Raw genomic sequence first — 15,372 nt, 5'->3', positions numbered from 1 at the left:
CCGTGGCGGCGACCCGGATTCCCGCCGCGCGGGCGGCCGTCGAGACCCTCCGGGACGCGGGCGTCGGCCTCGTCTTCGGCTCCGCCGGCGCCACGGCCCTCCCGTGGTACGAGGCGCTGGAACGGGCCGACGGCATCGCTCACCTGACGGTCCGTCACGAACAGGGCGCGGCCCACATGGCGGACGGCTGGGCCCGTACGACCGGGCGTGCCGGTGTCGTCGTCGCGGCCCCAGGGCGCTCGGACCGGCCCGGCTGCGGCGTCGAAGGGCTGCTCACCGGGTTGCGCACGGCCCGCGCGGACGCGGTCCCGCTGGTGTGCGTGACCGGCCGGTCCTGTTGGGGATCGCCGGGCGCGCCGCCGCACCTGCGGAGAGCCTCCCGGGCGTACCGCAGCCGCGCACCTCATCCGAGGCGTGAGCCTCCCCTGCACTTCCCGGCGGCGGCGCCGACACCTGTCCTGTCGCGCCCAGGCGCCGCCGCCGGGAACACCACGAACGCGCCCGGAAGCCGCCCGGCGCACCCCCCTCGCGCACCGCCCGGCAACTTTTCAACAAAGTGTTGACGACGCTGGGGGCGCTCCATACGCTCCAACATGCGGAAGCCGACTTCCGCGCTCTCGTACGGAAGGTCACCATGCCGAAGCCCACGACGACGCGCCGTCTCACCACGGAAGCCGGCGCCCCGATCGCCGACAACCAGAACTCCGCCACCGCCGGCGTCGGCGGCCCGCTGCTCCTCCAGGACCAGCACCTCCTGGAGAAGCTGGCCCGTTTCAACCGTGAGCGCATCCCGGAGCGTGTCGTGCACGCCCGCGGCTCCGGCGCGTACGGGTACTTCGAGGTGACCGACGACGTCACCGGCTTCACCCACGCCGGCTTCCTGGGCGCGGTCGGCCGCCGCACCGACCTGTTCATCCGCTTCTCCACCGTCGCCGACAACCTCGGCGGCCCGGACGCCGCCCGCGACCCCCGCGGCTTCGCGGTCAAGTTCTACACCGAGGAGGGCAATTACGACCTCGTCGGCAACAACACCCCGGTCTTCTTCATCAAGGACCCGCTGAAGTTCCCGGACTTCATCCACTCGCAGAAGCGCGACCCATTCACCGGCAAGCAGGAGCCGGACAACGTCTGGGACTTCTGGGCCCACTCCCCCGAGGCCACCCACCAGGTCACCTGGCTGATGGGCGACCGCGGCATCCCGGCCTCGTACCGGCACATGAACGGCTACGGCTCGCACACCTACCAGTGGACGAACGCCGCCGGTGAGTCCTTCTTCGTCAAGTACCACTTCAAGACCAACCAGGGCATCCGCTGCCTGAGCAGCACGCAGAGCGCCGAGCTGGCCGGCCAGGACCCCAACAGCCACCAGACCGACCTGCTCCAGTCCATCGAGCGCGGCGTGTACCCGTCCTGGACGCTGTACGTGCAGATCATGCCGGCGGCCGAGGCGGCGGACTACCGCTTCAACCCGTTCGACCTGACCAAGGTGTGGCCGCACGCCGACTACCCGCTCCAGCGGGTCGGCCGCCTGGTCCTGGACCGCAACCCCGACAACGTCTTCGCCGAGGTCGAGCAGTCCGCGTTCTCGCCGAACAACTTCGTGCCCGGCATCGGCCCGTCCCCGGACAAGATGCTCCAGGGACGGCTGTTCGCCTACGCCGACGCGCACCGCTACCGCCTGGGCGTCAACCACACCCAGCTGCCCGTCAACGCGCCGAAGGCGACCGCGGCGGACAACTACGGCCGGGACGGCCTGATGGCGGCCAACGCCTACGACCGGCACGCGAAGAACTACGAGCCCAACTCCTACGGCGGCCCGGTGCAGTCGGACCGGCCGCTGTCCGCGCCGCTCGCCGTCACCGGCCACGCCGGTACCCACGCGGCTCCGGCACACACCAAGGACGACGACTTCTTCCAGGCCGGCGAGCTGTACCGGCTGATGTCCGAGGACGAGAAGAACCGTCTGGCGGCGAACATCGCCGGAGGCCTCTCGCAGGTCTCGCGCGACGACGTGATCGAGAAGAACCTCGCCCACTTCCACGCGGCCGACGCGGAGTACGGCAAGCGCGTCGAGGCCGAGCTGCACGAGCTGCGCGAGGACTGACCCCGGATCGGCGCGAGGGCGGACGGGAGGTCCGGCCTCTCGCGCGTCCGCGCCGGCCGGACCGCTGAGGGGTGGCCGGCCGGCGCGGAAGGAGGCGCGGGACTCCGCGGGACACCGTCACGGGGCGCCGCCGGCCCTTCGGGGCCGGGCACCCGGGAGACACCAGTGCGGTGGCCGTGCCCGTCCGCGAGGGAAGGACGGTCCGTCTCCCCGACGGTGCCGCGGAGCCCGCGCCCTGCCTGCGCCCCGCAGTTCACCCCTCCCCCATGCCCCGCCCGGCGGTACGACTGTCCTGTCGCGCCCGTCTCCCGTGCCGCCGGGCGGTACCACCCCCGTACGCAGCCCCGGCTTCCGGCAGGATCGGGGGAAAACCGGGTCCACTGGCATACGCCTGCGGTAATGTCGGCCTCTCACCGTGACCCTCCCCCCAACGCCAGCCGCTGGAGGGACCATGGACGGCAGCAGAGCCTGCCGACGTACCTGCCAGGAGCCGCCATGGCCGACAGCGTGCCGGTGCGCTGCCCGACGTGCCGCCGCGAGAACGCCTTCACCCCGCCCACCTTCCCGTGCGCGTGCGGTGCTCCGCTGACCCTGCCGGTGCTGCGCGGCGGCGTTCCGGTGGAGATCCTGCACCGCACGTGGCAGAGCTCGTGGGTGGAAGTGCGCTGCGACACCTGCGGGCGGCTCGACGAGTGGCCGGCGCCGGAGTCCGGCTGCGTGTGCGGAACGGTGGTACGCGTCCCCGTCGTACCGGTACCGACCCCGCCGCCGCCCACCCCGCCGACCCCCGGCAGCCCCGCCTCCTCCGCACCCGCCGCACCGCCCGGCCGGCCGCCGGTGCTGCGCCCCGCCTTCCGCCCGGTCACCATCCGTACGGCCCACGACTGCGTCACCGCCGCGGCGCAGTACCTGAAGTGGCTGGGCTTCGCCGACATCGCGCGGGCCCAGGAACGTACCGCGTCCGGTGTGGACCTGCGCGGCACCGGAGTGGTCGCCCAGGTCGACCCGACGACGCGGGCGACCAAGCTGCGGGAGATCGAGTGCCTGTGGCTCAACGGCCTCAACGAATCCGCGGTCGCCGTCTGCTTCTCCCTGGCGGGCTACTCCCGCGACGCCCGCTCGCGCGCCGACGAACTGCACCTCCCGCTCTTCGTCATGGACCTGACGGGCACCCCGCAGCCCGTCAACGACCCGGCCGACGAGCTGATCAGGGACGGCGTGGGGCAGTAGGCCGCCGGGCGGCGGACGGGCAGGCGCTGGTTAAGGTCGGTGCGACCCACCCGGCGTACGAAAGAGCCCCGATGAAGGCCAGGACCGGCGCGAACGCGCTACTGCAACTGCGCGGTGCCAGCCGCCGCTACGGCGAGCGGCAGGCACTGCATCCCATCGACCTCGACCTGGCCGCCGGCAGTTGCACGGCGCTGTTCGGACACAACGGGTCCGGCAAGTCGACCCTGCTGCGCATCGCGTGCGGGCGGGACGCGCCGACCGCCGGGACCGCCCGGTTCGCGGGCCGCCGGGTCGCGGAGGACGACCCCGAGGTACGGGCGCGGGTCGCGGTGGTCGGCGACAGCGTCGCCTGCTACCCCGACCTCACCGTCCGCGAGCACCTGGAACTCGTCACCGTCGCGCACGCCGTGGACGACGCCCAGGCCTGGATCGACCAGGTGCTCGACGACCGCCGGCTGGCCGGGCACGCCCACGCGCTGCCGGGCTCGCTCTCGTCCGGCCAGTTGCAGTCGCTGCTGCTGGCCGCCGCGCTGGTGCGGCCGCGCGACCTGCTCGTCCTCGACGAACCCGAGCAGCGCCTCGACCCCGACGCGCGGGCGCGGCTGGCCGCCCTCCTGGTCGCCGAGAAGGCAGACGGGGTGGCCGTCCTGCTCGCCACGCACCAGGCGGAGCTGGCCCTGGAGGTCGCCGACCGCATGATCGCGCTGGAGGACGGCCGGGTGATCGGACGGGGCGCTCCGGCGGACGTGCTGAAGAAGCTGGGCGTGCGCTCATGACGGCACGCGATACGCAAAAGGGTCCGGGAACTTCCCCGGCTTCGGACGCGCCGGGGACGGCGGAGGACGACGCCTTCCCTCCTGAGGAGGCCACCGGTCAGGCCGTCTGGAGCGAGGAGGACGACGACCGCACCGACGAGACCCTGCGCTGGCTGCGCGACAAGCGGCGCGCCCACCACCGGCAGCGGCGCCGCGACCGGGCCGTCCTCGCCTACTGCGTCGTCCTCGCGGCCCTGGGCTACGGCAGTGGATATGCCCACCGCTTCCTGAAGGAACTCGAACTCGGCGCGGACCACGGCAGTCTCGGCGCCGACCTCCAGCGCACCCTGCCGGCCGCCTTCGTCGCCGTCACCCTCGCGCTGGCCGTGCTCGCCGCGCGTGACGCGCTGTGGCGCGGGCCGGTCGTGGTGTCCGGGCCGTCCGTCGGCTGGCTGCTCGCGCAGCCCGTACGACGCGGCGCGGTGCTGCGGCCCGGCTTCCGGATCACGGCCGGGCTGACCGTGGCCGCGGGACTGGTGGTGGCGTCGGCCGCGGCGGTGGTGCTCCAGGTCACCGACCTGGCGTCGTTCGGGGCCGGGCTCCTGGCCCTGCTGCCGGCCGCGGTCTGCCTGCCGCTGCTGGCCGTCTCGCTCGGCATGGCGGTGGAGTGCCGGCCGCACCTGGCGCGGTACGTACGGCGCCTGACCGCGCCCGTCGCGCTGCTGCTGGCGCTGTGCGCGGGCCAGGCCGCGCTGGCCGGCGCCGGGCACCGCTGGGCACCCCTGGAGCAGGCCGAACTGTGGTCCGGCCCGTGGGGCTGGGCAGCACAGCCGGTCGTGTCCGTGACGGGAGGCACGGCGCCCGGCTGGGCCGTCGCCGCCGCGCTTCTCGTGGCCGTCACCGCGGCGGCCGTCCTGTACGCCCACCGGGACGCCGCGCTCGTGCCCAACGCCCAGCTGCGCGGCCGCGCGGCGACGGCCACGGCGGTCACGTCCGGTGTCTTCGCGCTGGAGCTGCGGGCCGCGAAGCTGGCCGTCATGGAGGCCGGCGGCGACGAGCCGAAGCGCCGGTTCCGGCTGCCGGCGCCGTCGAACCGGCACCTGGTCGTCGTCTGGCGCGATCTGCTGGCGCTGCTGCGCGCGCCCGGTCGGCTGGGCCGGGCCGTCACCTGGGCGGCCGGGGCCGCCGCCGCGGCGGGGCTCGGCGCGGCGACAGCGGGCGAGAAGCGCGTACTCGGCCTGGTCGTGGGGCTGCTGTGCGGGTACGCCGCGGTCGGCGCCCTCGCGGAGCCGGCCCGCCTGGAGACCGACGACGTGCGGCGGGCGGCCTGGTCGCCGTACCGGCTGCGGACGCTGATGCTGCACCACGCGATCGTGCCGGCGGTGCTCGGCGCGCTGCTGGGCCTGCTCGCGGCGGTGCCGTACGCGCTGGCCGGAGCGGGGTGGACGCTCCTGCTGATGCCGCTGTGCGCGGTGCCGTTCGCGGCGGCGGCGGTCTTCGGCGCGTGCCGCGGACCGGCGCGCACGGATCTGCTGTTCGCGGGCGCCGCCACCCCGATGGGCGGCCCGGGGCCGTTCCTGTTCGCCGCGTGGTACGCCGCCGGGCCCCTGGTGTCGGTCACCGGACTCACCCTCGTCCTGAACCCGGCTCTCGCCCACGGCCCCGACGCGCGCACCACGGGCTCCGTGGCCGTCATGGCGGCGCTGCTCACGGCCGGCCTGCTGTTCTTCGTGACCCGCTCGGCGGACCGTCTCGTCAAGCACTGAACTCCCCTGCCCGGGACGCAATCCGCCCCTCCCGCCGCCGACCTGGCCCGTACGTACGCGGACGCCGTCCAGGGCCGTACCGCCTGATCGGCGGCCCCGCCCCGGAAAACCGGCTGCCGTACGCCGGACGACATGCGACGGTGCTCCCATGCACACACCCGGCATCCGCCCCGCCACCCCCGTCGTCCGCGCGGCCACGCCCGGCGACCTCCCCGCGCTGCGCGCCGTCGAGCGCGCGGCCGGGGAGGCCTTCCGTGACCTGGGCATGGCCCGGATCGCCGACGACGAACCGCCGTCCCTCGCGGAACTGGCCCGCTACCAGCGCGCGGGCCGGGCCCTGGTGGCCTGCGGCGGGGTGCCGGACGCGGCGCCGCTCGCGTATCTGCTCTGGGAACCGGTCGACGGCTGCGCGCACATCGAGCAGGTCTCCGTCCATCCGGACGGCGCGCGCCGGGGCCTCGGCCGGCTGCTCATCGAGCAGGCGTGGCAGGACAGCGGACTGCCTGCGCTGACCCTCACCACCTTCGCGGCCGTGCCGTGGAACGCCCCGTACTACGCCCGGCTCGGCTTCCGCGTCCTGACCGACGCCGAAGTGACCCCGGGTCTGCGCGCGATCCGGCGCCATGAGGCGGCGCTCGGGCTGGACCGGTGGGAGCGGGTGTGCATGCGGCGGGACGGCTGAGCGGGGCCCCGGCAGCCGGGCGTCCGGGCGTCCGGCGGACCGGTGGCTTGGTTGGGTGACCTGCCGACGCGTTCCGCTTGCCCGGTGCTCCGGCCGCGGGGACGATCGCCGGATGAATCCACCCCAACCGGCTTCCCGGCCCACCCCCGGACCTGTCGTGACGGCCCCGGACGGCGAGGCGGCCGGTCCGGGCGGGACGGCCGCGCGCCGTCCGTCGGCGCGGCGGCTGTGCGCCGTGGCCGCGGGCGTCTGCGTCGCGGTGCTCGTGCCGCTGCTCGGCACGGGGCTTGCGGTCGACGAGTCGTACGAGATCCGATTACCCGGGGACGGGGCCACCGCCCTGCTGCGGGCGGTGCTGCTGGCCGCCCTGTGCGTGCACGTCGGTGAGCTGGCGGGAGTGCGGCTCGCGCGGCGGGTGGGCGGGGCTCCGGCGCAGCTGCCGCGGAGCTGGGCCGTGCGGGCCGCGTGGACCGGGGTGGCGGCGGCCGTGGGGCAGCTGCTGCTGGTGGCCGGGAGCGGGTCGCCGGTGGCCGGGCTGTCCGGTCCGGCGCTCGTCGCCGCGTACGCCACGCGGCCCGGCCTGCTGGCCCTCCTGGAGGCCAACGCGTTCCTGCTGGCCGCTCTGTGTGCCGCTGCCAGACGCCCGGGGCGGGCCGCCGTCCCGCTGGCGGCCGTCGTGTGCGGCGAGGCACTGCGGGCCCACCCCGAGACCACCAGCCCGGAGATCGGCACCGCGCTCACCCTCGTGCACCTGACGGCGACGGCACTGTGGGCCGGCGGGCTGCTGCACGTGCTGCGTACCCGGTGGCGGTGGCGGCACGACGCGACGGCCGGCCGGGAGTTGCTGGTGCGGTATGCGCGCCCGGCGGCGCTGCTGTTCGCGGCGATCACGGTGACCGGGGTGTGCAGCACGCTGCGCCGCCTGCCGCTCGCGGAGACGTTCACGTCGGGCTACGGCCGTGTCCTGCTGGCCAAGCTGGTGCTCGTGCTGATCGTGAGCGGGCTGGCGCTGGCCGCGCGCGGGCGGTTGCGGCGGGAGGCGGCCGTGCCGGGGGCGGCCACCCGCCCGGCCCGTGCGGAGGTGGTGGCGCTGGCGGCGGTGGTGCTGGTTTCCGCCGTTCTGACCGCCGTTCCGCTGCCGCCCGCGCCGGTCTGACCGGCGCTCCGGCAGGGCGTACGGGCCCATGGGGCGGCCCCGGCGCGCGCGATAATGCCCGCATGTTCGATGCGAAGACACTGCGGGCGGCCTGTCTGGACTTCAACGGGGCGAGCGAGGAGTTCCCGTTCCCCCGTGCTCCGGAGGTGTGCACGTTCAAGGTCGGCGGCAAGATCTTCGCGCTGACCAGCCTGGACGCCGAGCCGCTGAGCGTGAGTCTGAAGTGCGACCCGGAGCTGGCCGAGCGGCTGCGTGCCGCGCACCCCGAGATCGTGCCCGGCTACCACCTCAACAAGCGGCACTGGAACACCGTTTCGCTGGCGGGCGCGCTGGACGACCGGCTCGTCCTGGACATGATCGAGGACTCGTACGACCTCATCGTGGCGCGGCTGCCGCGGGCGCAGCAGCTGGTGCTGGACTGGCCGGGCCGCGCCTGATTCCGGGGCGCGCGGCCCGGCCGTACCGCCGTCCGGGCGCTTACGTCCGGGCCGCCTCGACGGGTCCCGCGTCGGCCGCCAGCCGCGCCGCCAGCCGCTCCCGCAGCTCGACCTTCCTGACCTTGCCGCTGACGGTCATCGGGAAGGCGTCGAGGACGTGCACGTACCGCGGGACCTTGTAGTGGGCCAGCCGTGAGCGGCAGTACCGGGCCAGCTCGTCACGGGTGAGCCCGTCCGCGGCGTCGCGCAGGATGACGCAGGCGGCGATCTCCTCGCCGTACTTTTCGTCCGGGACGCCGACCACCTGCACGTCCGCGATCTTGGGATGGGTGTAGAGGAACTCCTCGATCTCGCGCGGGTAGACGTTCTCACCACCCCGGATGATCATGTCCTTGATGCGGCCGACGATCCGCAGGTAGCCGTCGTCGTTCATCACCGCGAGGTCGCCGGTGTGCATCCAGCGTTCCGCGTCGATCGCCTCGTCCGTGCGCTCCGGCTCCTCCCAGTAGCCCAGCATCACGCTGTAGCCGCGGGTGCACAGCTCGCCCGGCTCGCCGCGCTGCACGGTCGCGCCGGTCGCCGGGTCCACCACCTTGACCTCGATGTGCGGCAGCACCCGGCCGACCGTGCCGGTGCGGTGCGCCAGGTCGTCGTCGCGCCGGGTCTGGGTGGAGACCGGCGAGGTCTCGGTCATGCCGTAGCAGATGGAGACCTCGGCCATGTGCATCTCGGAGACGACCCGCCGCATCACCTCCTCCGGGCACGGCGAGCCCGCCATGATCCCGGTGCGCAGGGACGACAGGTCGTACGTGGCGAAGTCCGGGTGGTCCAGCTCGGCGATGAACATCGTCGGTACGCCGTACAGGGAGGTGCAGCGCTCCTCCTGGACGGCCCGCAGGGTGGCCGCCGCCTCGAAGGCCGGGGCCGGGATGACGATGCAGGCGCCGTGCGAGGTGGCGCCGAGGTTGCCCATCACCATGCCGAAGCAGTGGTAGAAGGGCACCGGCAGGCACACCCGGTCGTGTTCGGTGTAGCCGACCGTCTCGCCCACCCAGAAGCCGTTGTTGAGGATGTTGTGGTGGGAGAGGGTGGCGCCCTTGGGGAAGCCGGTGGTGCCGGAGGTGTACTGGATGTTGACGGGGTCGTGCGGCGACAGCTCCTTCGCGCAGGCGGCGAGCTTCTCCCGCGGCACCCCGGCACCGGCCGCCAGCAGGCCGTCCCAGGTCGGGTCGTCGATGTAGACCACATCGCGCAGGGCCCGGCTCTCGGCCCGTACCTGCTCGATCATCCGCCGGTAGTCGCTGCTCCGGTGCGCGACGGCGGAGACCAGCACGCTCATCCCGGCCTGCTTGAGCACGTACGCCAATTCGTGCACACGGTAGGCGGGATTGATGTTGACCATGATGGCGCCGATGCGGGCGGTGGCGTACTGCACCAGCACCCACTCCGGGCAGTTGGGCGCCCAGATGCCGACCCGGTCGCCCTTGCGCACGCCCTTGGCGAGCAGGCCGAGCGCGACCTCGTCCACCGCCCGGCCCAGCTCCGCGTACGTCCAGCGGCGCCCGCCCGCCACGTCGACCAGCGCCTCGCGGTCGCCGAAGCGGCTGATCGCACGCTCCAGGTCGGCGCCGATGGTGCGGTCGAGCAGCGGCCGGCCGGTCTCGCCCCGCGCGTACGCCGCCCGGTGGCCCTCGGCGCCACTCTCCCCGGTCTCCCGGGGTCCCGGCGGGTGGCTCGGCGGCCTGCTCATGTCGGTCATCGGTGGTCTTCCTCTCGGTACTCGGCGGCGCCGCCGCCCTCGTCGGCGGTGCGCTCGCGCAGTTCCACACGGCGGATCTTGCCCGACACCGTCTTGGGCAGGTCCGCGAACTCCAGTCGCCGCACGCGTTTGTACGGGGCGAGCACCGCGCGGGAATGGGCGAAGAGCACCGCCGCGGTCTCCGGTCCGGGCTCCCAGCCGGCCGCCAGCACCACGTACGCCTTGGGAACGGCGAGCCTGACCGGGTCGGGCGCGGGCACCACGGCGGCCTCGGCCACCGCCTCGTGCTCCAGGAGTGCGCTCTCCAGCTCGAAGGGTGAGATCTTGTAGTCGGATGCCTTGAAGACGTCGTCGGCGCGGCCCACGTAGGTGATGTAGCCGTCGCTGTCGCGCGAGCCGATGTCCCCCGTCCGGTAGTAGCCACCGGCCATCGCCTCGGCGGTGCGCTCCGGGTCGCCGTGGTAGCCGGTGGTCAGGCCCACCGGCCGGGCCGACAGGTCGAGGGCGATCTCGCCCTCGTCGGCGGGCCGGCCGGTCGCCGGGTCCAGCAGGACGACCTCGAAGCCGGGAGTGGGGCGGCCCATGGAGCCCGGTTTGAGGGGCTGGCCCGGGGTGTTGGCGACCTGGACGGCGGTCTCGGTCTGGCCGAAACCGTCGCGGATGGTGACGCCCCACGCCTCCCGCACCCGCTCGATGATCTCCGGGTTGAGCGGTTCGCCGGCCGCGACGATCTCCCGCGGCGGGTTCTTCAGCGCCGTCAGGTCGGCCTGGATGAGCATCCGCCACACGGTCGGCGGGGCGCAGAAGCTGGTGACGCCCGCCCGGTCCATCTCGGCCATCAGCCGGGCCGCGTCGAAGCGGGTGTAGTTGTGGATGAAGACGGTGGCCTCGGCGTTCCAGGGGGCGAAGAGGTTGGACCAGGCGTGCTTGGCCCAGCCCGGGGAGGAGATGTTCAGGTGGACGTCGCCGGGCTTGAGGCCGATCCAGTACATCGTGGCCAAGTGGCCGACGGGGTAGGAGGTGTGGGTGTGTTCCACCAGCTTGGGGCGGGCCGTGGTGCCGGAGGTGAAGTAGAGCATCAGGGGTTCGTCGGCGCGGGTGGGGCCCGTGGGCTCGTACGTCTCGGGAGCGGTGTACGCGTCCTCGTAGGCGAGCCAGCCCGCGGCGGCCGTCTTGGCGTCGCCGCCGACCGCGATCCGCGTGTAGTCGCCGGGGACGTCCGCGAACTTGCCGGTGTCCGCGGCCCGTACGAGCACGTGCCGGGCCCGGCCGCGCTCCACGCGGTCGGCGAGGTCGAGCGGGCCGAGCAGCGGGGTGGCGGGGATGACGACGGCGCGCAGCTTCATCGCGGCGAGGGCGGTCTCCCACAGCTCGGCCTGGTTGCCGAGCATGACCACGATCCGGTCCCCGGCCCGTACGCCCTGGGCGGCGAGCCAGTTGGCGGCCCGGTCCGAGACGCGGCGCAGCTGGTCGAAGGTGCGGCGGGTGTGGGTGCCGTCCTCCTCGACGATGTGCAGGGCGGTGCGGTCGTTGCCGTCGGCGATGCGGTCGAACCAGTCCAGCGCCCAGTTGAAGTGCGCCGGGCGGGGCCAGCCGAAGCCCGCGCGGGCGCCGTCGTAGTCCTCGCGGTGGCGCAGGAGGTGGTCCCGGGCCGCGCGGAACTGCGCGGTCGGGTCGGCGGGCGCCGCGCCCGTTCCGGGCGATGCCGCGGCCGTGGTGTCATCCGCTGCCGTGGCGTCCGCCGCTCCCGTCACTTCCGCAACAGGAACAACCCCGCCCATACCGTCCGTACCGCCCGTCGCACCTGTCGTATCCGTGTCCGCCATATGTCCTCCTCATTGCCGCACCGCCTACCGCCATCGTGTAATCAGTGACGCAGGTCTCACCACCCCCGAACGGGGGGAAGCGGAGGTTTCGACGTGCGGGTCGAGTCAGAGTGTGGCGGGTCCGTCGACGTACGGGCGGCGCTGTCGCGGCTGCGGCGGACGAGCGGGCTGCCGGTGGCGTTCGGCGGGCTGCGGTACGGCCCGGGCCGCTATCGCATCAGCGAACTGTCGGGCACCACCACCACGGCGCTGCACGGGCTGGCCATCCGGCACGGCAACGGCCTCGGCGGCAAGGCGGCCGTGCTCACCCGCCCCTTCGCGGTGACCGACTACCACTCCTCCCCCGTCATCAGCCACGAGTACGACGCGGCGGTGGCGGCCGAGGGCCTGTACTCGGTGCTCGCGGTACCGGTCGTGGTGCGGCGCCGGGTGCGCGGGGTCCTCTACGGGGCACTGCGCCATCCCGTACGGCTCGGTGACCGCCCGCTGTCCGCCGCGATGGAGGCCGCCCGCGAACTGGAACAGGCCCTGCTGCTCCAGGACGAGGCCCAGCGGCTGCTGACGGTCGCCCGGCAGCCGGCGACCGCCGACCCGGCGGTGTGGGAGGAGGTGCGCGAGGCGCACGGCGACCTGCGGGCGCTGGCGCAGCGGATCGCGGACCCGGCGCTGCGCCACGAGATGCTGGCGGCGTGCGGGCGGCTGGCGGCGGCGTCCGCTCCCGGTCGCGGCAGGGCGGACGGCCCGGCGCTGGCACCGCGCGAGGTGGACGTCCTGGCGTGCGTGGCCTCGGGCGCGACCAACGCGGTGGCCGCGGAGCGGCTGGGGCTGCGTCCTGAGACGGTCAAGAGCTATCTGCGGTCCGCCATGCGCAAGCTCGGGGTGCACTCGCGGCTCCAAGCGGTGGTGGCGGCGCGCCGGGCGGGGCTGCTGCCGTGACCGGAGCGCGGACGAGCGGGGCCGGCCGGGACGACCGGCCGGCCCCCCTCGCGGTGCGGGGTGTCACTTGTGGTGCGGCTGGTAGTACGAGCCGAGTTGCTGGTGGTAGTCCGGGTTGCCGAGGTGCTTCTCCTTGTCGAACTCCGGGGAGTTCTTGATCTCCGCCTTGGTGCGGGAGACGTAGATCTTGCGTTCGGCGGTGTCCACCGAGGCGATGACCCCGGCCGGCAGCAGGACGTGCTTGCCGAAGATCCATACACCGGTGTCGACCACGATCCAGGCGGAGCCCACCTCGTCGGAGTGCTTGTCGACCTTGCCGATGCTGCCGTCCGTGGCCTCGACCTTGAACCCCACGAGGTCCGTGCCGGCCGTGTGGCCGGCGGAGGCCGGGTAGCCCCAGATGTCGGTCATGGAACGCTCCTTCGCACGATCGGGACTCGGGACACGGCGCCGGGTGCCCGGCCGCACCCCACCCAAACGGCGGTACGAACCGGTGCGCCGCTTCCGGCCACCGCGCCGCGCGGCCACCCGTCCGGGCAACAGCCCCCGGTGCGCCGGCCGTCCCTCAGTCGCCGGTGAACGGCAGGTACTCCGTCTCCAGCGCGGCGTCCAGCAGCCGGGCCGCGCCCGGCGTACGCTCCTCGGCCAGCCCGGCCCGCACCAGCCGCCGCAGCGGGGTGCCGCCGAGGTAGCAGGAGGCCAGTTCCCGTACGTCCAGGGCCAGGTCGGCCGGGCCGTCGGCGGGCTCGTACACGGCGCCGGACGGGTCCGCCGTCAGCCGGAAGCGGCCGGCGTTGGCGGGCAGCGTGGCGTCGCGCACCTCCAGTACGAGATCGACGGGCGCGGCCCAGGACCGGGCGGTCAGGGCCTGCGCCACGTCCACCAGCCGGAGCCACATCGCGGGCCACTGGCCGGTGACGCGCACCTGGTCGCGGTCGGCGGCGAAGTGCAGCAGCGGGTCGTCGGGGGCCACCGTCCAGGCCTGTATCTTGCGGGTCAGGTCGATGGACGCCAGATACGACCAGAGGGCCGCCGCGGCCGGTGCGTCGGCCGCCTCCAGCTCCCCGACGGTCACGGTGCCCTTCTCCCCCACCCGGTAGGTGACGTAGCCGACGGCGGGGGCGCCCTTGTCGCCGAGGACGACGACGCGCTTCGGGCCGTCGTTGTCGTTGTCGTCGTCGTCCTCGCCGTCGGACCGCACGGACCACCGCCACCACGCCTCGTCGCGGGAGAGCCGCCCGCTGCGCCGCGCCCGGCTCGCCTCGTACAGCGGCGCGATCACCGGCACCGCCGCCGCCGGATCGAGCAGCCGCAGCGGGCGCCGGTCGGGCGTGATGCGCAGGTCCAGCGGCCGGGTGGAGTCGATCTCGACGTTGTACGCCTCGGTGGCGGGGCCGAAGCCGAAGCGGCCGTAGATCGCCTCCTCCGACGCCCACAGGCAGGCCAGCGGCCGGCCGTCGGCGGCGCAGCGGCGCCACAGTTCGCCGATCATGCCGGTCAGCACGCCGCGCCGCCGGTGGGTGGGCGCGACCGAGACGAAGTCCAGTTCGGCGACGGGCAGTTCGCCGCCCGGCACGGAGAGCCCCAGGCGGTGCGCCGCGGTGAAGCCGACGATCTCCTCGTCCTCGTAGGCGCCCACCCGCTCGCAGCCCAGCAGCAGTTCGCGCTGACGCTTGCGGGTGGCGTCGCCGACCTTCGCGTGGAAGGCGAGGTGGGCGAGGTCGAGGGCACGGTCGACATGTGCTTCGGGGATGTCCCGGATGTCCGTGGTCACCCCAAGGACGCTAACCCCGGTCCGGCTCGCCGTCACCCGGTTTTCGGCGGCGGTCCGCCGGAGCCGCCGGGTCCGCCGGAGCCCGGCCCGCCGGGCCCCGAGAAGAAGTCCCGCACCCGGTGGCGGCGCCGGGGCGGCGGCCGGTCGCGGTAGCCGTCACCGTAGGTGCCGTCGAAGTCGTCCTCGCCGCCGTCCGGGTTGTTCACGACCGTCCAGCTCACGGCCGACACCGCGGGCTCCAGCGACAGCCTGCTGACCGCCTCTTCGAGCAGGCTGTCGTCGCGCCGTTCGGTGGTCAGCTCGGCGGCGACGGTGACCCGCGGCGAAGCCGTGTCGCCCTTCCCCGGCGTGCCGTCGTCGTGGCTGTGCACCGCCCGCAGCCGAAAGCCCGGACGGCTGACGGCCTGTACGACCAGGGCCCGGATGTGCGCCTCCTCGGGCTCGGCGCACACCGCCTCGAAGTAGTAGTCGGTGGCGACCTCCGCGCCGCCGCCCGGCTCCCGGTCCATCCGCCGGCCCAGCGGCCGCAGCACCAGGTTGGCGCCGACCACCCCGGCCGTGCCGAGCCCCGCGACCACGTACAGCCCGGTGCCGGCCAGGGCGCCGACCGCGGCCGAGCACCACAGGGTGGCCGCGGTGTTCAGGCCGCGTACGTTCAGCCCGTCGCGCATGATGACGCCGGCGCCGAGGAAACCGATGCCGGAGACGATCTGCGCGGCGACCCGCGAACCGTCGTAGCCCGTGGTGCTGGTCGCGGCCGCGAAGCCGTACTGCGAGAGCAGGACGAAGAGCGCGGCACCGGCCGCGACCAGCGCGTTCGTGCGCAGTCCCGCCATCCGGGCACGCCACTGCCGTTCCAGGCCGATGACCGCCCCGAAGCCCAGGCCGGCGGCGATGTTGCCGGCCAGCTGCCACTCGTTGACCATGATCCGCGCTCCTCCTCCAGG

General features: G+C 74.2%; 14 protein-coding genes. 9 read left to right on the top strand and 5 right to left on the bottom strand.

Annotated features, from left to right (window positions below; genetic code table 11):
• The first annotated feature begins 2 nt into the window (after positions 1 to 2).
• The 8 genes from ACFV57_RS05465 (at position 3) to ACFV57_RS05430 (ending at position 8,130) form a co-directional block, all read left to right on the top strand.
• Positions 3 to 563: a thiamine pyrophosphate-binding protein gene (locus ACFV57_RS05465; protein ID WP_385225954.1), complete on the top strand. Its 561-nt coding sequence runs from the start codon at positions 3 to 5 to the stop codon at positions 561 to 563.
• Positions 564 to 634: 71 nt separating this feature from the next.
• Entirely contained in the window at positions 635 to 2,104 is a 1,470-nt protein-coding gene (locus ACFV57_RS05460; protein WP_385225952.1) for a catalase, read from the top strand.
• A gap of 495 nt (positions 2,105 to 2,599) precedes the next feature.
• Complete coding sequence (locus ACFV57_RS05455; RefSeq protein WP_385225950.1) at positions 2,600 to 3,334, top strand: hypothetical protein; 735 nt, start codon at positions 2,600 to 2,602, stop codon at positions 3,332 to 3,334.
• Between the two features lie 71 nt (positions 3,335 to 3,405).
• Positions 3,406 to 4,110 (top strand): ABC transporter ATP-binding protein, encoded by a 705-nt coding sequence (locus ACFV57_RS05450; protein WP_385225948.1) that lies wholly within the window; start codon positions 3,406 to 3,408, stop codon positions 4,108 to 4,110.
• Complete coding sequence (locus tag ACFV57_RS05445; RefSeq protein ID WP_385225946.1) at positions 4,107 to 5,855, top strand: hypothetical protein; 1,749 nt, start codon at positions 4,107 to 4,109, stop codon at positions 5,853 to 5,855. Before ACFV57_RS05450 ends, ACFV57_RS05445 begins: the two co-directional genes overlap by 4 nt.
• A gap of 148 nt (positions 5,856 to 6,003) precedes the next feature.
• Positions 6,004 to 6,537 carry a GNAT family N-acetyltransferase gene (locus tag ACFV57_RS05440; protein ID WP_385225944.1) on the top strand — a complete coding sequence of 178 codons (534 nt, stop codon included), beginning with the start codon at positions 6,004 to 6,006 and terminating at the stop codon, positions 6,535 to 6,537.
• Positions 6,538 to 6,649: 112 nt separating this feature from the next.
• Positions 6,650 to 7,693, top strand: coding sequence for a CopD family protein (locus ACFV57_RS05435; protein WP_385225942.1), 1,044 nt, complete (start codon positions 6,650 to 6,652; stop codon positions 7,691 to 7,693).
• Between the two features lie 62 nt (positions 7,694 to 7,755).
• Entirely contained in the window at positions 7,756 to 8,130 is a 375-nt protein-coding gene (locus ACFV57_RS05430; RefSeq protein WP_385225940.1) for an MmcQ/YjbR family DNA-binding protein, read from the top strand.
• Between the two features lie 40 nt (positions 8,131 to 8,170).
• Here ACFV57_RS05430 and ACFV57_RS05425 read toward each other — a convergent pair whose 3' ends face one another.
• Positions 8,171 to 9,889, bottom strand: coding sequence for an AMP-binding protein (locus tag ACFV57_RS05425; RefSeq protein WP_385225938.1), 1,719 nt, complete (start codon positions 9,887 to 9,889; stop codon positions 8,171 to 8,173).
• Positions 9,886 to 11,715: an AMP-binding protein gene (locus tag ACFV57_RS05420; protein WP_385225937.1), complete on the bottom strand. Its 1,830-nt coding sequence runs from the start codon at positions 11,713 to 11,715 to the stop codon at positions 9,886 to 9,888. The genes ACFV57_RS05425 and ACFV57_RS05420 overlap by 4 nt, the downstream gene beginning before the upstream one ends.
• 93 nt (positions 11,716 to 11,808) lie before the next feature.
• Here ACFV57_RS05420 and ACFV57_RS05415 point away from each other — a divergent pair, with 93 nt between their 5' ends.
• Positions 11,809 to 12,651: a response regulator transcription factor gene (locus ACFV57_RS05415; RefSeq protein ID WP_385225935.1), complete on the top strand. Its 843-nt coding sequence runs from the start codon at positions 11,809 to 11,811 to the stop codon at positions 12,649 to 12,651.
• A gap of 63 nt (positions 12,652 to 12,714) precedes the next feature.
• Here ACFV57_RS05415 and ACFV57_RS05410 read toward each other — a convergent pair whose 3' ends face one another.
• The 3 genes from ACFV57_RS05410 to ACFV57_RS05400 all read right to left on the bottom strand — a co-directional run bounded on the left by ACFV57_RS05410 (position 12,715) and on the right by ACFV57_RS05400 (position 15,351).
• Complete coding sequence (locus ACFV57_RS05410) at positions 12,715 to 13,062, bottom strand: PRC-barrel domain-containing protein (protein WP_385225933.1); 348 nt, start codon at positions 13,060 to 13,062, stop codon at positions 12,715 to 12,717.
• 154 nt (positions 13,063 to 13,216) lie between these two features.
• Positions 13,217 to 14,425 carry a GNAT family N-acetyltransferase gene (locus ACFV57_RS05405; RefSeq protein WP_385225931.1) on the bottom strand — a complete coding sequence of 403 codons (1,209 nt, stop codon included), beginning with the start codon at positions 14,423 to 14,425 and terminating at the stop codon, positions 13,217 to 13,219.
• A gap of 32 nt (positions 14,426 to 14,457) precedes the next feature.
• Positions 14,458 to 15,351, bottom strand: a complete 894-nt coding sequence (locus tag ACFV57_RS05400) for an MgtC/SapB family protein (RefSeq protein WP_385225929.1) — start codon at positions 15,349 to 15,351, stop codon at positions 14,458 to 14,460.
• Positions 15,352 to 15,372 lie beyond the last annotated feature (21 nt).

This window comes from Streptomyces sp. NPDC059788 (assembly GCF_042732265.1).
Lineage (GTDB): Bacteria > Actinomycetota > Actinomycetes > Streptomycetales > Streptomycetaceae > Streptomyces.
This window is presented reverse-complemented; position numbering and strand designations above follow the sequence as displayed.

Coding starts and splice junctions, on each gene's coding strand:
- ACFV57_RS05460 (WP_385225952.1), top strand. CDS start 635: ATGCCGAAGCCCACGACGACGCGCCGTCTCACCACGGAAGCCGGCGCC.
- ACFV57_RS05420 (WP_385225937.1), bottom strand. CDS start 11,715: ATGGCGGACACGGATACGACAGGTGCGACGGGCGGTACGGACGGTATG.
- ACFV57_RS05425 (WP_385225938.1), bottom strand. CDS start 9,889: ATGACCGACATGAGCAGGCCGCCGAGCCACCCGCCGGGACCCCGGGAG.
- ACFV57_RS05455 (WP_385225950.1), top strand. CDS start 2,600: ATGGCCGACAGCGTGCCGGTGCGCTGCCCGACGTGCCGCCGCGAGAAC.
- ACFV57_RS05450 (WP_385225948.1), top strand. CDS start 3,406: ATGAAGGCCAGGACCGGCGCGAACGCGCTACTGCAACTGCGCGGTGCC.
- ACFV57_RS05445 (WP_385225946.1), top strand. CDS start 4,107: ATGACGGCACGCGATACGCAAAAGGGTCCGGGAACTTCCCCGGCTTCG.
- ACFV57_RS05435 (WP_385225942.1), top strand. CDS start 6,650: ATGAATCCACCCCAACCGGCTTCCCGGCCCACCCCCGGACCTGTCGTG.
- ACFV57_RS05430 (WP_385225940.1), top strand. CDS start 7,756: ATGTTCGATGCGAAGACACTGCGGGCGGCCTGTCTGGACTTCAACGGG.
- ACFV57_RS05400 (WP_385225929.1), bottom strand. CDS start 15,351: ATGGTCAACGAGTGGCAGCTGGCCGGCAACATCGCCGCCGGCCTGGGC.
- ACFV57_RS05410 (WP_385225933.1), bottom strand. CDS start 13,062: ATGACCGACATCTGGGGCTACCCGGCCTCCGCCGGCCACACGGCCGGC.
- ACFV57_RS05440 (WP_385225944.1), top strand. CDS start 6,004: ATGCACACACCCGGCATCCGCCCCGCCACCCCCGTCGTCCGCGCGGCC.